Annotated in this window: 14 protein-coding genes; 11 read left to right on the plus strand and 3 right to left on the minus strand. The window is 56.2% G+C overall.

From position 1 onward, the window contains the following. Positions 1 to 212: 212 nt before the first annotated feature. Positions 213 to 794 carry a D-sedoheptulose 7-phosphate isomerase gene (gene lpcA, locus ABLU86_RS00095; protein WP_004099149.1) on the plus strand — a complete coding sequence of 194 codons (582 nt, stop codon included), beginning with the start codon at positions 213 to 215 and terminating at the stop codon, positions 792 to 794. Positions 795 to 890: 96 nt separating this feature from the next. Next, the gene (locus ABLU86_RS00100) at positions 891 to 1,658 is read left to right on the plus strand and encodes a class II glutamine amidotransferase (RefSeq protein ID WP_015368120.1); all 768 of its coding nucleotides are present in this window, start codon (positions 891 to 893) and stop codon (positions 1,656 to 1,658) included. Here the strand turns inward: ABLU86_RS00100 and dpaA are convergent. Beyond that, positions 1,629 to 2,369 carry a peptidoglycan meso-diaminopimelic acid protein amidase gene (dpaA, locus tag ABLU86_RS00105; RefSeq protein WP_015704469.1) on the minus strand — a complete coding sequence of 247 codons (741 nt, stop codon included), beginning with the start codon at positions 2,367 to 2,369 and terminating at the stop codon, positions 1,629 to 1,631. The two genes, ABLU86_RS00100 and dpaA, sit on opposite strands and share 30 nt — an antisense overlap. A 409-nt stretch (positions 2,370 to 2,778) precedes the next feature. Here dpaA and ABLU86_RS00110 point away from each other — a divergent pair, with 409 nt between their 5' ends. Genes ABLU86_RS00110 through nqrM form a run of 7 tightly spaced genes read left to right on the plus strand, consistent with a single transcriptional unit; the run spans position 2,779 to position 8,842 of the window. After that, entirely contained in the window at positions 2,779 to 4,125 is a 1,347-nt protein-coding gene (locus tag ABLU86_RS00110) for a Na(+)-translocating NADH-quinone reductase subunit A (protein WP_348796063.1), read from the plus strand. A 3-nt stretch (positions 4,126 to 4,128) separates the two neighbouring features. Continuing rightward, positions 4,129 to 5,367, plus strand: a complete 1,239-nt coding sequence (locus ABLU86_RS00115) for an NADH:ubiquinone reductase (Na(+)-transporting) subunit B (RefSeq protein ID WP_015704471.1) — start codon at positions 4,129 to 4,131, stop codon at positions 5,365 to 5,367. Beyond that, positions 5,360 to 6,154, plus strand: a complete 795-nt coding sequence (locus tag ABLU86_RS00120) for a Na(+)-translocating NADH-quinone reductase subunit C (RefSeq protein WP_015704472.1) — start codon at positions 5,360 to 5,362, stop codon at positions 6,152 to 6,154. The genes ABLU86_RS00115 and ABLU86_RS00120 overlap by 8 nt, the downstream gene beginning before the upstream one ends. After that, positions 6,147 to 6,785 carry an NADH:ubiquinone reductase (Na(+)-transporting) subunit D gene (locus tag ABLU86_RS00125; RefSeq protein ID WP_002889716.1) on the plus strand — a complete coding sequence of 213 codons (639 nt, stop codon included), beginning with the start codon at positions 6,147 to 6,149 and terminating at the stop codon, positions 6,783 to 6,785. Before ABLU86_RS00120 ends, ABLU86_RS00125 begins: the two co-directional genes overlap by 8 nt. Before the next feature lie 6 nt (positions 6,786 to 6,791). Next, positions 6,792 to 7,388 carry an NADH:ubiquinone reductase (Na(+)-transporting) subunit E gene (gene nqrE, locus ABLU86_RS00130; protein ID WP_015368115.1) on the plus strand — a complete coding sequence of 199 codons (597 nt, stop codon included), beginning with the start codon at positions 6,792 to 6,794 and terminating at the stop codon, positions 7,386 to 7,388. 12 nt (positions 7,389 to 7,400) lie between these two features. Further along, the gene (gene nqrF, locus ABLU86_RS00135; protein ID WP_015368114.1) at positions 7,401 to 8,624 is read left to right on the plus strand and encodes an NADH:ubiquinone reductase (Na(+)-transporting) subunit F; all 1,224 of its coding nucleotides are present in this window, start codon (positions 7,401 to 7,403) and stop codon (positions 8,622 to 8,624) included. Positions 8,625 to 8,626: 2 nt separating this feature from the next. Then, positions 8,627 to 8,842, plus strand: coding sequence for a (Na+)-NQR maturation NqrM (nqrM, locus tag ABLU86_RS00140; RefSeq protein ID WP_015368113.1), 216 nt, complete (start codon positions 8,627 to 8,629; stop codon positions 8,840 to 8,842). A 56-nt stretch (positions 8,843 to 8,898) separates the two neighbouring features. Here nqrM and ABLU86_RS00145 read toward each other — a convergent pair whose 3' ends face one another. After that, positions 8,899 to 9,759 (minus strand): glycerophosphodiester phosphodiesterase family protein, encoded by an 861-nt coding sequence (locus ABLU86_RS00145; protein WP_348796062.1) that lies wholly within the window; start codon positions 9,757 to 9,759, stop codon positions 8,899 to 8,901. A gap of 159 nt (positions 9,760 to 9,918) precedes the next feature. On the opposite strand from ABLU86_RS00145, the gene dinB reads away from it, so the two are divergent. Beyond that, positions 9,919 to 10,974 carry a DNA polymerase IV gene (gene dinB / locus ABLU86_RS00150; protein ID WP_015704475.1) on the plus strand — a complete coding sequence of 352 codons (1,056 nt, stop codon included), beginning with the start codon at positions 9,919 to 9,921 and terminating at the stop codon, positions 10,972 to 10,974. Positions 10,975 to 10,976: 2 nt separating this feature from the next. Then, complete coding sequence (locus ABLU86_RS00155) at positions 10,977 to 11,438, plus strand: GNAT family N-acetyltransferase (protein WP_348796061.1); 462 nt, start codon at positions 10,977 to 10,979, stop codon at positions 11,436 to 11,438. Between the two features lie 424 nt (positions 11,439 to 11,862). Here ABLU86_RS00155 and ABLU86_RS00160 read toward each other — a convergent pair whose 3' ends face one another. Next, entirely contained in the window at positions 11,863 to 12,000 is a 138-nt protein-coding gene (locus ABLU86_RS00160) for a hypothetical protein (protein ID WP_072205692.1), read from the minus strand. Positions 12,001 to 12,008 lie beyond the last annotated feature (8 nt).

Genomic DNA, 12,008 nt, shown 5'->3' on the forward strand with positions numbered 1-12,008 from the left:
GTCTGACCACTTGTGATGTATTGGTTGTAGTGGATGTAATTTGTTTTAGCAATGTGTTTACAAAATAATTACAACCTTGCTCACATTGTTGGCTGGAAAAGCGGCACGTAAAATCAAAAGGACGAGGGATAACGTTGCCTGCTGCTTCTCGCTTCGGCGGCTATCCGGTACACTGCCAGGGTTATTCCAACCAATACTGAAGGATTATCCTCATGTACCAGGATCTTATTCGTAACGAACTGAACGAAGCCGCGGAAACGCTGGCCAACTTTCTGCAGGACGAGGCCAACATTCACGCTATCCAGCGCGCGGCGGTACTGCTGGCGGATAGCTTCAAAGCTGGCGGTAAAGTGCTTTCCTGCGGCAACGGCGGTTCTCATTGCGATGCGATGCATTTTGCGGAAGAGCTGACCGGGCGTTATCGCGAGAACCGCCCTGGTTATCCGGCGATCGCTATTTCTGACGTCAGCCATCTGTCCTGCGTGAGTAATGATTTTGGCTATGAATATGTCTTCTCCCGCTATGTTGAATCGGTTGGCCGCGCAGGCGATGTTCTGCTGGGCATTTCCACCTCCGGCAACTCCGGCAACGTGATCAAAGCGATTGAAGCCGCGCGCGCGCAGGGTATGAAAGTGATCACCCTGACCGGTAAAGACGGCGGCAAAATGGCGGGTTCCGCCGATGTGGAAATCCGCGTACCGCATTTCGGTTACGCCGATCGCATTCAGGAGATTCACATTAAGGTGATTCATATTCTGATTATGTTGATCGAAAAAGAGATGGTTAAAGCTTAACTTGCCATGATGACGGCGCCGTGGCTTCCATGTTGAGGAGCCGCGGCGACAAGGCTTTAGCGGCAGGATATTTTGTGCAGTGGTATGAGGTGATCTATGTGCGAATTGCTCGGGATGAGCGCCAATGTGCCGACCGATATCTGTTTTAGCTTCTCCGGGCTGGTTCAGCGCGGGGGCGGCACCGGGCCGCATAAAGACGGCTGGGGTATTACCTTTTACGAAGGGAAAGGGTGTCGCACATTTAAAGATCCGCAGCCGAGCTTTCAGTCGCCAATAGCCAAACTGGTACAGGATTATCCCATCAAATCCTGTTCCGTCATTGCCCATATCCGTCAGGCCAACCGCGGCGAAGTGGCGCTGGAGAACACCCATCCGTTCACCCGCGAACTGTGGGGCCGCCACTGGACCTACGCCCATAACGGGCAGCTCAAGGGTTATAAATCGCTGAAGACGGGAAATTTCCGCCCGGTGGGCGAGACCGACAGCGAAACGGCTTTCTGCTGGCTGTTGCACCGTTTAACCGAGCGCTATCCGCGCACGCCTGGCAATATGGTCGGCGTGTTTAAATACATCGCGACGCTGGCGGGCGAAATGCGCGAGAAGGGCGTGTTTAATATGCTGTTATCGGACGGGCGCTATGTGATGGCGTACTGTTCAACCAACCTGTACTGGATCACCCGTCGGGCGCCGTTTGGCGTGGCGAAGCTGCTGGATCAGGATGTGGAAATTGATTTTCAACGTGAGACCACACCAAACGATGTGGTCTCCGTTATCGCCACTCAGCCGCTGACCGGCAATGAGGCCTGGAATAAAATCATGCCAGGCGAGTGGGCGTTATTTTGCCTCGGGGAGCGTATAGTTTGAGGCCAGCTGCGGCTGGATAACCTCGTGGCTGAGCGGCTTGCTGACGATATAGCGGCCATCCATCACCGAAACCACCGGCGGTTTGTGGGTCTGCTGGAAGTAGTCATAGCCTGGCTTCAGCTGCTTCCAGAAATCCGCATAGTACGAGAACTTATGTCGCGCCATGTTGGCGTCGGTCATGCGGAACGGGTAGATGCTGACCTGCACGCTTGGCTGGCCAAATACCAGCGCGCCGGTGACAAACTGGAAGATCTCGTCAATGCCGGTATCGGTCATCGCGTAGCAGCCGACGGAAACGCAGGCGCCGTGGATCATCAGGTATTTACCTTCATAGCCGTGCGCGCGATCGTAGGCATTCGGGAAGCCGATATTGATCGCTTTATAAAAGCGGCTGTCTGGTTTTAGCTGACTGCGCGAGACGTTATAAAATCCTTCCGGACTTTTAAAATCGCCCTGGCGTTGCTTCGGCCCGAGGCCGCCGGAGTAGTTACAGATCCGGTAGCTATCGAGAAGCTGGTAGGTTTCGCCCATTTTGACGTAGAGATCGAGCATCCGCTCTTCTTTGAAGATCTCGATATAAACGGGAGAGCCCATTAACTGCTGTTTATATTCTTTGCTAACCGGCGTTGTCGGGCTGTTACTGCTGAGTAACCCAGCAAATGACACGCACGGCAACAGAAGCATCGCAATAAAGAATGCGATTTTGCGCATACTGCTTGTTCCTTGATAAAACAAAAAACCACATGCCAGGACGGCAAGAGATACCCGAAATCAGAGTTTTCTGGATTTAGAGCGCTCACATTAGCATCACGGCAGTTTTTCGCAAGCACGGTGTGGCTGCGTTTACAATTTAATGTTCCTTTATAGCGAATATTGCCGCAAAGCGCAGTGAGAACTTTGCGCAATAGCTCGCATTTTAGAAGCACTTATTGGCGCTTTTCCTACTTCTGCCACTCACAAAATGTTACACTCCCGCCGTTTATGACCAGGGTAAGAAAGGATGCTTCTCTCCCGTCTTGTGCCCCCGAGGCACCGCTATTCCTTTCTTATTCTGATATTCCATCAATAATGCTGGCCTCGGCTTGAGCCGGGGTTTAGGTTACGGATACCTGCTAACGATATGATTAAAATCACGAAAGGGCTGGATTTGCCCATAGCTGGCATGCCATTACAGCAGATCTCGCCCCGGCCTGCGGTGAAACGCGTCGCGCTGCTCGGCGAGGAGTACGTCGGCATGCGCCCCTCGATGGCCGTGAGCGAAGGCGATCGGGTGCAAAAAGGCCAGGTGCTGTTCGAAGATAAAAAGAACGCCGGGGTACGTTTTACCGCGCCAGCCAGTGGGGTGGTCAGCGCCATTCATCGCGGCGAGCGCCGGGTGCTGCAATCGGTGGTGATTGATATCGACGGCAGCAATGAGGCGGTGTCGTTTACCCGCTATGCATTAGAAGATCTTAATGATTTGCCACGGGAAGCGGTGCAGCAACAGCTGCTGGACTCCGGGCAGTGGACGGCGTTTCGTACCCGTCCTTTCAGCAAAATTCCCGCGCCGGGTAGCGTTCCGGCGGCTATTTTCGTCACTGCTATCGATACCAACCCGCTGGCGGCTGAACCGCAGCCGATTATCCTGGCCCAGCGTGAAGCCTTTGATGCCGGTCTGACGGTGCTAACGCACCTGACGGACGGTAAAGTCCACGTCTGTCAGGCCAGCGGCGGCAAGCTGGGCGGCCATCCCGCCGGGCAGGTGACATTCAACCAGTTTAGTGGCCCGCATCCGGCAGGGCTTGCCGGTACGCACATTCACTTCCTTGAGCCGGTCAGCCTGAGCAAACAGGTCTGGCATCTCAACTATCAGGAGGTCATCGCCATCGGCAGACTGTTCCTCGACGGCGAGCTGTACAGCGAACGCGTCATTGCCCTTGGCGGCCCGCAGGTAAAACAGCCGCGGCTGCTGCAAACCTGTCTTGGCGCCAGCCTCGATGAACTGCTGGTGGGCGAGCTGGTGGATGATGAAAACCGGGTAATTTCCGGTTCAGTCTTGAGCGGCACTCACGCCTGCGGCCCTCACGCCTTCCTCGGGCGCTACCATTTGCAGGTCAGCGTCGTCAGAGAAGGCCGCGAAAAAGAGCTATTTGGCTGGGTGATGCCGGGCAAAGAGAAGTTCTCGATTACCCGTACCACCCTTGGTCATTTCTTTAAGCGCAAGCGCTTTAATTTCTCCACTGATACTAACGGCGGCGAGCGGGCGATGGTGCCGATCGGCAACTATGAGCGGGTAATGCCGCTGGATATTCTGCCCACCATATTGCTGCGCGATCTGCTTGCCGGCGATAGCGATAGCGCCCAGGCGCTGGGCTGTCTGGAGCTGGATGAAGAAGATCTGGCGCTCTGCACCTACGTTTGTCCGGGCAAATATGAATACGGCCCGGCGCTGCGCAGCGTGTTAACCCAGATTGAGCAGGAAGGATAAGAGATGGGCTTAAAGCACCTGATTGAGAAACTTGAGCCGCATTTCACGCACGGCGGCAAGTTAGCAAAATATTACCCGCTGTATGAAGCGGCGGCGACGATCTTCTACACCCCGGGTTTAGTCACCCGCGGCGCGGCGCACGTACGTGACGCCATCGACCTCAAGCGGATGATGATCCTCGTCTGGTTTGCGGTGTTCCCGGCGATGTTCTGGGGCATGTATAACGTCGGCTTGCAGACGATTCCGGCGCTGCACAAGCTTTACGGCGCCGAACAGTTACAGCAGGTGATTGCCAACAACTGGCACTATAGCGTTGCCCAGTGGTTAGGGGTGAGCTTCAGCGCCGATGCCGGGTGGCTCAGCATGATGACGCTGGGGGCGGTATTTTTCCTGCCTATCTACTTGACCGTATTCATCGTCGGCGGTTTTTGGGAAGTGCTGTTCGCGATTGTGCGCAAACATGAGATCAACGAAGGCTTTTTCGTTACCTCGATTCTCTTCGCGCTGATTGTGCCGCCAACGATGCCGCTATGGCAGGCGGCGCTGGGGATCTCCTTCGGCGTGGTGATTGCCAAAGAAATTTTCGGCGGCACCGGGCGCAATTTCCTCAACCCGGCGCTGGCGGGGCGCGCGTTTCTGTTCTTTGCCTACCCGGCGCAGATTTCCGGCGACCTGGTATGGACGGCGGCGGACGGTTTTTCCGGCGCGACGCCGCTCTCCCAGTGGGCCAGCGGCGGCGGTGAAGCGCTGGTTAACGTCGCCACCGGCATCCCGGTGAGCTGGATGGACGCCTTCCTTGGCAATATTCCCGGCTCGATTGGCGAAGTGTCGACGCTGATGATCCTCATCGGCGGCGCGTTCATTATCTTTGCCCGTATCGCCTCCTGGCGCATCGTCGCCGGGGTGATGGTCGGTATGATCGCCACCGCCACGCTGTTTAATTTCATCGGTTCCGATACCAACCCCATGTTCTCGATGCCGTGGTACTGGCATCTGGTGCTCGGCGGTTTCGCCTTCGGCATGATGTTTATGGCGACTGACCCGGTATCGGCTTCCTTTACCGATAAAGGTAAATGGAGCTACGGCCTGCTGATTGGCGTGATGTGCGTGCTGATTCGCGTTGTCAACCCGGCCTATCCGGAAGGGATGATGCTGGCGATTCTGTTCGCCAACCTCTTTGCGCCGCTGTTCGATTACCTGGTGGTGCAGGCCAATATCAAGCGGAGGAAGTCGCGTGGCTGAGAAGAAAAGTAACGATAGCATCGGCAAAACGCTGCTGGTGGTGCTGGTGCTTTGTCTGGTGTGCTCCATTGTGGTTGCTGGTTCCGCCGTGGGCCTCAAGTCACGTCAGCAGGAACAACGCGCGCTGGATAAACAGCGCAATATCCTGGCCGTCGCCGGCCTGATGCAGCAGGGGATGGATGCTGACGCGGTGGCGGAAACCTTCGCCGCGCGCATTACCCCTCGGCTGGTCAATCTGGCGACCGGCGAACTGCTGGATAAAGACCCGGGCAAATTTAATCAGGCTCAGGCGCTGAAAGATCCGCAGCAGAGTATCGCGCTCGACGCCAGCCAGGATCCGGCCGGGATTAAACGCCGCAGCAACCTGGCGGAAATTTACCTGGTGCGTGACGCGCAGCAGCAGATTCAGGAAGTCGTGCTGCCTATCTATGGCAATGGCCTGTGGTCAATGATGTACGCCTTCGTGGCGCTGGACGTCGATGGGCGTACGGTGAAAGGCATTACTTACTACGATCAGGGCGAAACGCCGGGGTTGGGCGGCGAGGTGGAAAACCCGAACTGGCGTCAGCAGTTTGTCGGTAAGCAGGTGCTGGATGACAACGGCATGCCGTCGTTGAAGGTGGTAAAAGGCGGCGCGCGCGCAGGCGATCTCCACGCGGTTGACGGTTTATCCGGCGCCACGCTGACGTCAAACGGCGTGCAGCATAGCTTTGATTTCTGGATGGGCGAACTGGGCTTTGGTCCGTTCCTGAAAAAGGTTCGTGAGGGAGAGCTGAATAATGGCTGAACAGAGCGATATGAAAGAGGTGAAGCGCGTGCTGGTGGGGCCGCTTATCGCCAATAACCCCATCGCCCTGCAGGTGCTCGGCGTCTGCTCCGCGCTGGCGGTGACCACCAAACTGGAAACCGCCTTCGTGATGACCATTGCGGTGACGCTGGTAACGGCGTTCTCCAGCATGTTTATCTCTATGATTCGCCACCATATTCCCAATAGCGTGCGCATCATCGTGCAGATGGCGATCATCGCCTCGTTGGTTATCGTGGTGGATCAGCTGCTGCGGGCTTTCGCCTATGAGACCTCTAAGCAGCTGTCGGTGTTCGTCGGGCTTATCATCACGAACTGTATCGTGATGGGGCGTGCCGAAGCTTATGCCATGAAATCGCCGCCGCTGGCCAGCTTTATGGATGGTATCGGTAACGGTCTCGGTTACGGCGCGATCCTGATTATCGTCGGTTTCCTGCGCGAGCTTATCGGCAGCGGTAAGCTGTTCGGTATCACCGTACTGGAAACGGTGCAGAACGGCGGCTGGTATCAGCCGAACGGCCTGTTCCTGCTGGCGCCGAGCGCGTTCTTCATTATCGGTTTGCTGATTTGGGCCCTGCGTAGCTGGAAGCCTGAACAGCAGGAAAAGGAGTAACCGATCATGGCTCATTACATTAGCCTGTTTGTCCGCGCGGTGTTCGTTGAGAACATGGCGCTGGCCTTCTTCCTCGGGATGTGTACCTTCCTCGCGGTGTCGAAAAAGGTCTCCACCGCGTTTGGCCTCGGCGTTGCGGTCACGGTGGTGCTGGGTCTTGCCGTACCGATCAACAACCTGGTCTATAACCTGGTGCTGCGCGACGGCGCATTGATGGAAGGCGTAGACCTCAGTTTCCTTAACTTCATTACCTTTATCGGGGTGATTGCGGCGCTGGTGCAAATACTTGAGATGATCCTCGATAAGTACTTCCCGGCACTCTATAACGCGTTAGGGATCTTCCTGCCGCTTATCGCCGTTAACTGCGCCATTTTCGGCGGCGTGTCGTTTATGGTGCAGCGCGATTACAACTTCCCGGAATCGATTGTTTACGGCTTTGGTTCCGGCATCGGCTGGATGCTGGCGATTGTCGCGATGGCGGGAATCCGCGAAAAAATGAAGTACGCCAACGTGCCCGCCGGTCTGCGCGGGTTAGGGATCACCTTTATCACCACCGGACTGATGGCGCTCGGCTTTATGTCATTCTCCGGTGTGCAGCTATAAGGGCGGAAAAGTATGGAAATTATTCTTGGCGTGGTGATGTTCACGCTGATCGTGCTGGTCCTGTCGGGGCTTATCCTGGTGGCGCGCTCGAAGCTGGTGAACGCGGGCGACGTGGTTATTGAAATCAATAACGAAGCGGATAAACAGATCCGCACGCCGGCGGGCGACAAACTGCTGAACACGCTCTCCAGCAACGGTATCTTCGTCTCTTCCGCCTGCGGCGGCGGCGGCTCCTGCGGCCAGTGCCGGGTGACCATCAAAGAAGGCGGCGGCGATATTCTGCCGACAGAGCTTTCGCATATCACCAAACGCGAAGCCAAAGAAGGGTGCCGCCTGGCCTGCCAGGTGGCGGTGAAGCAGAATATGAAAATTGAGCTGCCGGAAGAGATTTTCGGCGTGAAAAAATGGGAGTGCGAGGTTATCTCTAATGATAACAAAGCGACCTTCATTAAAGAGCTCAAATTACGGGTGCCGGATGGTGAAGCGGTGCCGTTCCGCGCCGGCGGTTATATTCAGATCGAATGCCCGTCGCATAAAGTGGCCTATGCCGACTTTGATATTCCCGATGAATATCGCTCAGACTGGGACAAGTTCAACCTGTTCCGCTATGTCTCTGAGGTGAAAGAGCCGACCCTGCGCGCCTACTCGATGGCTAACTACCCGGAAGAGGAGGGCATCATTATGCTCAACGTGCGTATCGCCACGCCGCCGCCGAAGGTACCGGATGCGCCGCCGGGGATTATGTCGTCCTATATCTGGTCGCTGAAGCCTGGCGATAAGGTGACGATTTCCGGGCCGTTTGGCGAGTTCTTCGCCAAAGAGACCGACGCCGAGATGGTGTTTATCGGCGGCGGCGCGGGCATGGCGCCGATGCGTTCACACATCTTTGACCAGCTTAAGCGCCTGCACAGCACGCGTAAAATCAGCTTCTGGTACGGCGCGCGTTCGCTGCGTGAAATGTTCTATGACGATGAGTTTGAACAGCTGGCGCGCGAAAACCCCAATTTTACCTTCCACGTCGCGCTCTCCGATCCGCTGCCGGAAGATAACTGGACCGGGCATACGGGCTTTATCCATAATGTTCTGTATGAAAACTATCTGCGCGACCATCCGGCGCCGGAAGATTGCGAGTTCTATATGTGCGGGCCGCCGGTGATGAACGCCGCGGTGATTAAAATGCTCAAAGACCTGGGCGTCGAAGATGAGAACATCATGCTCGACGACTTTGGAGGCTGATGATGTGGACGGTATTTGTCGCGACCTTTGTGATTTTTGCGCTGGTGATCCTCGGCATGTCCCTGGGCTACCTGGTGAAGCGTAAGAGTATTCAAGGCAGCTGCGGCGGGATCTCCTCGCTGGGGCTGGAGAAAGTCTGCGACTGTCCGGAACCGTGCGATGCGCGTAAGAAACGTCTCGCCCGCGAGGCGCAGCGCCAGCAGCAGCGCATTCTCTAATGCGCCGACGGCGCTACGCTTGCGTTTTTCAGGCCGCTTTCGCGGCCTTTTTTATCTTACTGCCAGTTTTTCGCCTGCGCCGGAGAATCCACCATCACGCCGTCGGCGCCTAATTCTTTCGCCGTTCGATAATCTTCCGCGCTATTGATGCCGAAGAAAATGATGTGGGCCTGGCCCTGCGAGCGGAAGCAATCCATCGCCTCTTTATCCCAGGTGAGCGTCGCCGGAGAAACACCTTCACCAAGGGTAAACTTCTCGACTACCTCCACCTTGCGCTTTAGTTCCAGCCCGTACCACTTATCGCCGTCGCGCTGGCTGTCTTGCTGGCACTGGTGGCTGAGCGAAACGTTTGCAAGCCTGGTTCGGGTTTCGCTGCGGCTAACAAAGCGGGGGATCGGTTGCGGCAGAGCGGCGATATAGCGGTCTTCGGTGGAATAAACCCGTACCCGGTCGAGGCTATGGGTATTTTTTAACACCTCCAGCAGGCGTTCGCCCATCACCGCCGGATCGGCATCCGGTGATTTTATATCGATGTAGAAGAAGGTCTGCGGCCACTGCTGCAGCACGCTTTGTAAGGTCGGGATCGTGGCCTGCTTGCCGCGCCACGGATGGTTGTCATCGCCCCATTTCCAGCCGGCATCGACTTTTGCCAGCTCGGCGGCGGTTAAGCTTGAGACCTTGCCCTCGGCGTTGGTCAGGGCGGAGAGATCGCTTGAGCGATAGAGTACCGGTACGCCATCGCGGCTTAGCTGTACCGTGACCCAGATGGCCTGCGCGTGGTTTTCCAGCGCCAGTTTGATGGCCGGTAGGGTGTTTTCCGGCGCATCGCCGGTACCGCCGCGGTGGGCAATCAGCTGCGGATTGGCGAAAACGCTGCCGGTCGCCAGCAGACAGAGTACCGTGAGTATTTTCTTCATGATTGTATCTTCCTGATTCATTATTTAAATGTATGAAAATAAAGGTGATTTGTTTCACTTTTATGTTGTAACAGCTTTTTTGGCGGTTGAATTAAAAAAAGAATAAAATTTGCGTGTAGTTTTGCTATGCTGTATGGGTATACAGTGTTGGGCAAGGCGATGCGTAAAATTATCCATGTCGATATGGACTGCTTCTTCGCAGCGGTGGAAATGCGTGACAACCCGGCGTTGCGCGATATCCCCATTGCAATCGGCGGCAGTCGGGTACAACGTGGCGTGATTAGTACCGCGAACTATCCTGCGCGTAAGTTTGGCGTGCGCAGCGCGATGCCGACGGCGACGGCGCTTAAACTGTGTCCGCACCTCACGCTGCTGCCGGGGCGCTTTGATGCCTACAAAGAAGCCTCGAACCACATCCGCGAAATTTTCTCCCGCTATACCTCGTTAATCGAGCCGCTGTCGCTGGATGAAGCCTACCTTGACGTGAGCGACAGCGTACACTGCCACGGCTCTGCCACGCTGATGGCCCAGGAGATCCGCCAGACCATCGAGCGTGAACTGAATCTCACCGCTTCAGCGGGCGTGGCGCCGGTAAAATTCCTCGCTAAAATTGCCTCAGATATGAACAAGCCGAATGGCCAGTTCGTCATTGCCCCGCATCAGGTGGCGGAGTTTGTGCGGTCTCTGCCGCTGGCGAAAATTCCCGGCGTCGGGAAGGTGTCGGCGGCGAAGCTGGAAAATATGGGGCTGCGTACCTGTGGCGACGTGCAAAACAGCGATCTGGCGATGCTGCTTAAACGTTTTGGTAAGTTTGGCCGTATCCTGTGGGAGCGCAGCCACGGCATTGACGAGCGCGAAATCCATAACGATCGTCAGCGTAAATCGGTCGGCGTTGAGCGCACTCTGGCGGAAGATATTCACGAGTGGTCAGACTGCGAAGCGATTATCGAAAATCTCTATCCCGAGCTGGAACGCCGTCTGGCGAAGGTAAAACCGGATCTACTGATCGCGCGTCAGGGCATCAAACTGAAGTTTAACGATTTCCAGCTCACTACTCAGGAGCACGTCTGGCCGCGGTTAAACAAAGAGGATTTAATCGCGACCGCGCGCAACGCCTGGCTTGAGCGTCGGGGCAGCCGCGGCGTGCGGCTGGTGGGGTTACACGTGACGCTGCTCGACCCACAGCTCGAACGACAACTGGTACTTGGACTTTAACGATGTTAACGATCAGGGCGTATTTAGAAGATGATTTTCCGGCGCTGTGCGCCATTTTTTTGCGTGCGGTTAAAGAGACCGCCAGCCGGGATTATTCTCCCGCGCAAATTGCCGCCTGGGCGCAGGTTGATGAATCCCGCTGGCGGCAGAAACTTGCCGATTCGCAAGTGCTGGTGGCGGTTATTGATAATCAGCCGGTTGGATTTATCACTGTTGTTAATGATTATATCGACCTCTTTTTCGTCTCGCCGGATTATACCCGTCGTGGAATCGGTCATGCGCTCATCGGGGCGGTCTGCGCCAGCCTTTCGGGAAAGATATTGTCGGTTGATGCGAGCATAACGGCACGATCCAGTTTTCTTCGTCAGGGATTTCGTGTCGTCGCTGAGCAGCGAGTAGAATCGCGTGGAGAGAGGTTCACCAACTATCGAATGGAAAAACGCGGTTCGGGTAAGGCTGAATAGATACTGTTATCGGTTTGCGACTTTTTTGGTCCGGGAAAAACACGTGTTTTGTGTTAATTCAGAGCACATTGCGCTCCCGATATTTCTTCTGCGTTATGGCTTTCCTGGCGCAGGGAGCGCACAGGGGGCGGCCAGTCGCCGCCGCCGCCTGTACCCCCGGGCTCTGGCCACCAAAATCGCCACTTCGTGGTACCTTCGACTTATCCCTGCAGGCTTCGGGTCGGGCCGAGGCAGCGTCCGTGCAAAACACGGCCCTCAGCCCGCATCCATGCGGGCTGCCCCGGCCTGCCGGGAACGTCTCAGCGATTTTGAGGCCACCAACACCGGCAGTTTCAGTAGCCACGGGTACAGGGTAGAGGCCACGAACCGTAGGCCGGATAAGGCGTAGCCGCCATCCGGCGCGAAAGTGGCTCTTTACCCGCGGTTATTGCCCGGCGGCGCGTTGCGCCTTATCCGGGCTACCAAACTGCACATTACTGTAGCCGGCGTAGGTCAGGTAAGGCGTTAGCCGCCACCCGACAAAACAGGTCATCACCGGGGCCGGAGGCACAACCGGCGGCATAGCGCCGC

The sequence above is a fragment of the Klebsiella sp. JN_Kp121 genome, from assembly GCF_040062145.1.
In the GTDB taxonomy this organism is placed as follows: Bacteria; Pseudomonadota; Gammaproteobacteria; order Enterobacterales; family Enterobacteriaceae; genus Klebsiella; species Klebsiella aerogenes.

Bases quoted from the DNA above. Each gene is read 5' to 3' on its own strand.
- lpcA (WP_004099149.1), top strand. From the start codon at position 213: ATGTACCAGGATCTTATTCGTAACGAACTGAACGAAGCCGCGGAAACG.
- ABLU86_RS00125 (WP_002889716.1), top strand. From the start codon at position 6,147: ATGGCTGAACAGAGCGATATGAAAGAGGTGAAGCGCGTGCTGGTGGGG.
- nqrE (WP_015368115.1), top strand. From the start codon at position 6,792: ATGGCTCATTACATTAGCCTGTTTGTCCGCGCGGTGTTCGTTGAGAAC.
- ABLU86_RS00115 (WP_015704471.1), top strand. From the start codon at position 4,129: ATGGGCTTAAAGCACCTGATTGAGAAACTTGAGCCGCATTTCACGCAC.
- dpaA (WP_015704469.1), bottom strand. From the start codon at position 2,369: ATGCGCAAAATCGCATTCTTTATTGCGATGCTTCTGTTGCCGTGCGTG.
- ABLU86_RS00160 (WP_072205692.1), bottom strand. From the start codon at position 12,000: ATGCCGCCGGTTGTGCCTCCGGCCCCGGTGATGACCTGTTTTGTCGGG.
- dinB (WP_015704475.1), top strand. From the start codon at position 9,919: ATGCGTAAAATTATCCATGTCGATATGGACTGCTTCTTCGCAGCGGTG.
- ABLU86_RS00155 (WP_348796061.1), top strand. From the start codon at position 10,977: ATGTTAACGATCAGGGCGTATTTAGAAGATGATTTTCCGGCGCTGTGC.
- nqrM (WP_015368113.1), top strand. From the start codon at position 8,627: ATGTGGACGGTATTTGTCGCGACCTTTGTGATTTTTGCGCTGGTGATC.
- ABLU86_RS00145 (WP_348796062.1), bottom strand. From the start codon at position 9,759: ATGAAGAAAATACTCACGGTACTCTGTCTGCTGGCGACCGGCAGCGTT.
- nqrF (WP_015368114.1), top strand. From the start codon at position 7,401: ATGGAAATTATTCTTGGCGTGGTGATGTTCACGCTGATCGTGCTGGTC.
- ABLU86_RS00110 (WP_348796063.1), top strand. From the start codon at position 2,779: ATGATTAAAATCACGAAAGGGCTGGATTTGCCCATAGCTGGCATGCCA.
- ABLU86_RS00100 (WP_015368120.1), top strand. From the start codon at position 891: ATGTGCGAATTGCTCGGGATGAGCGCCAATGTGCCGACCGATATCTGT.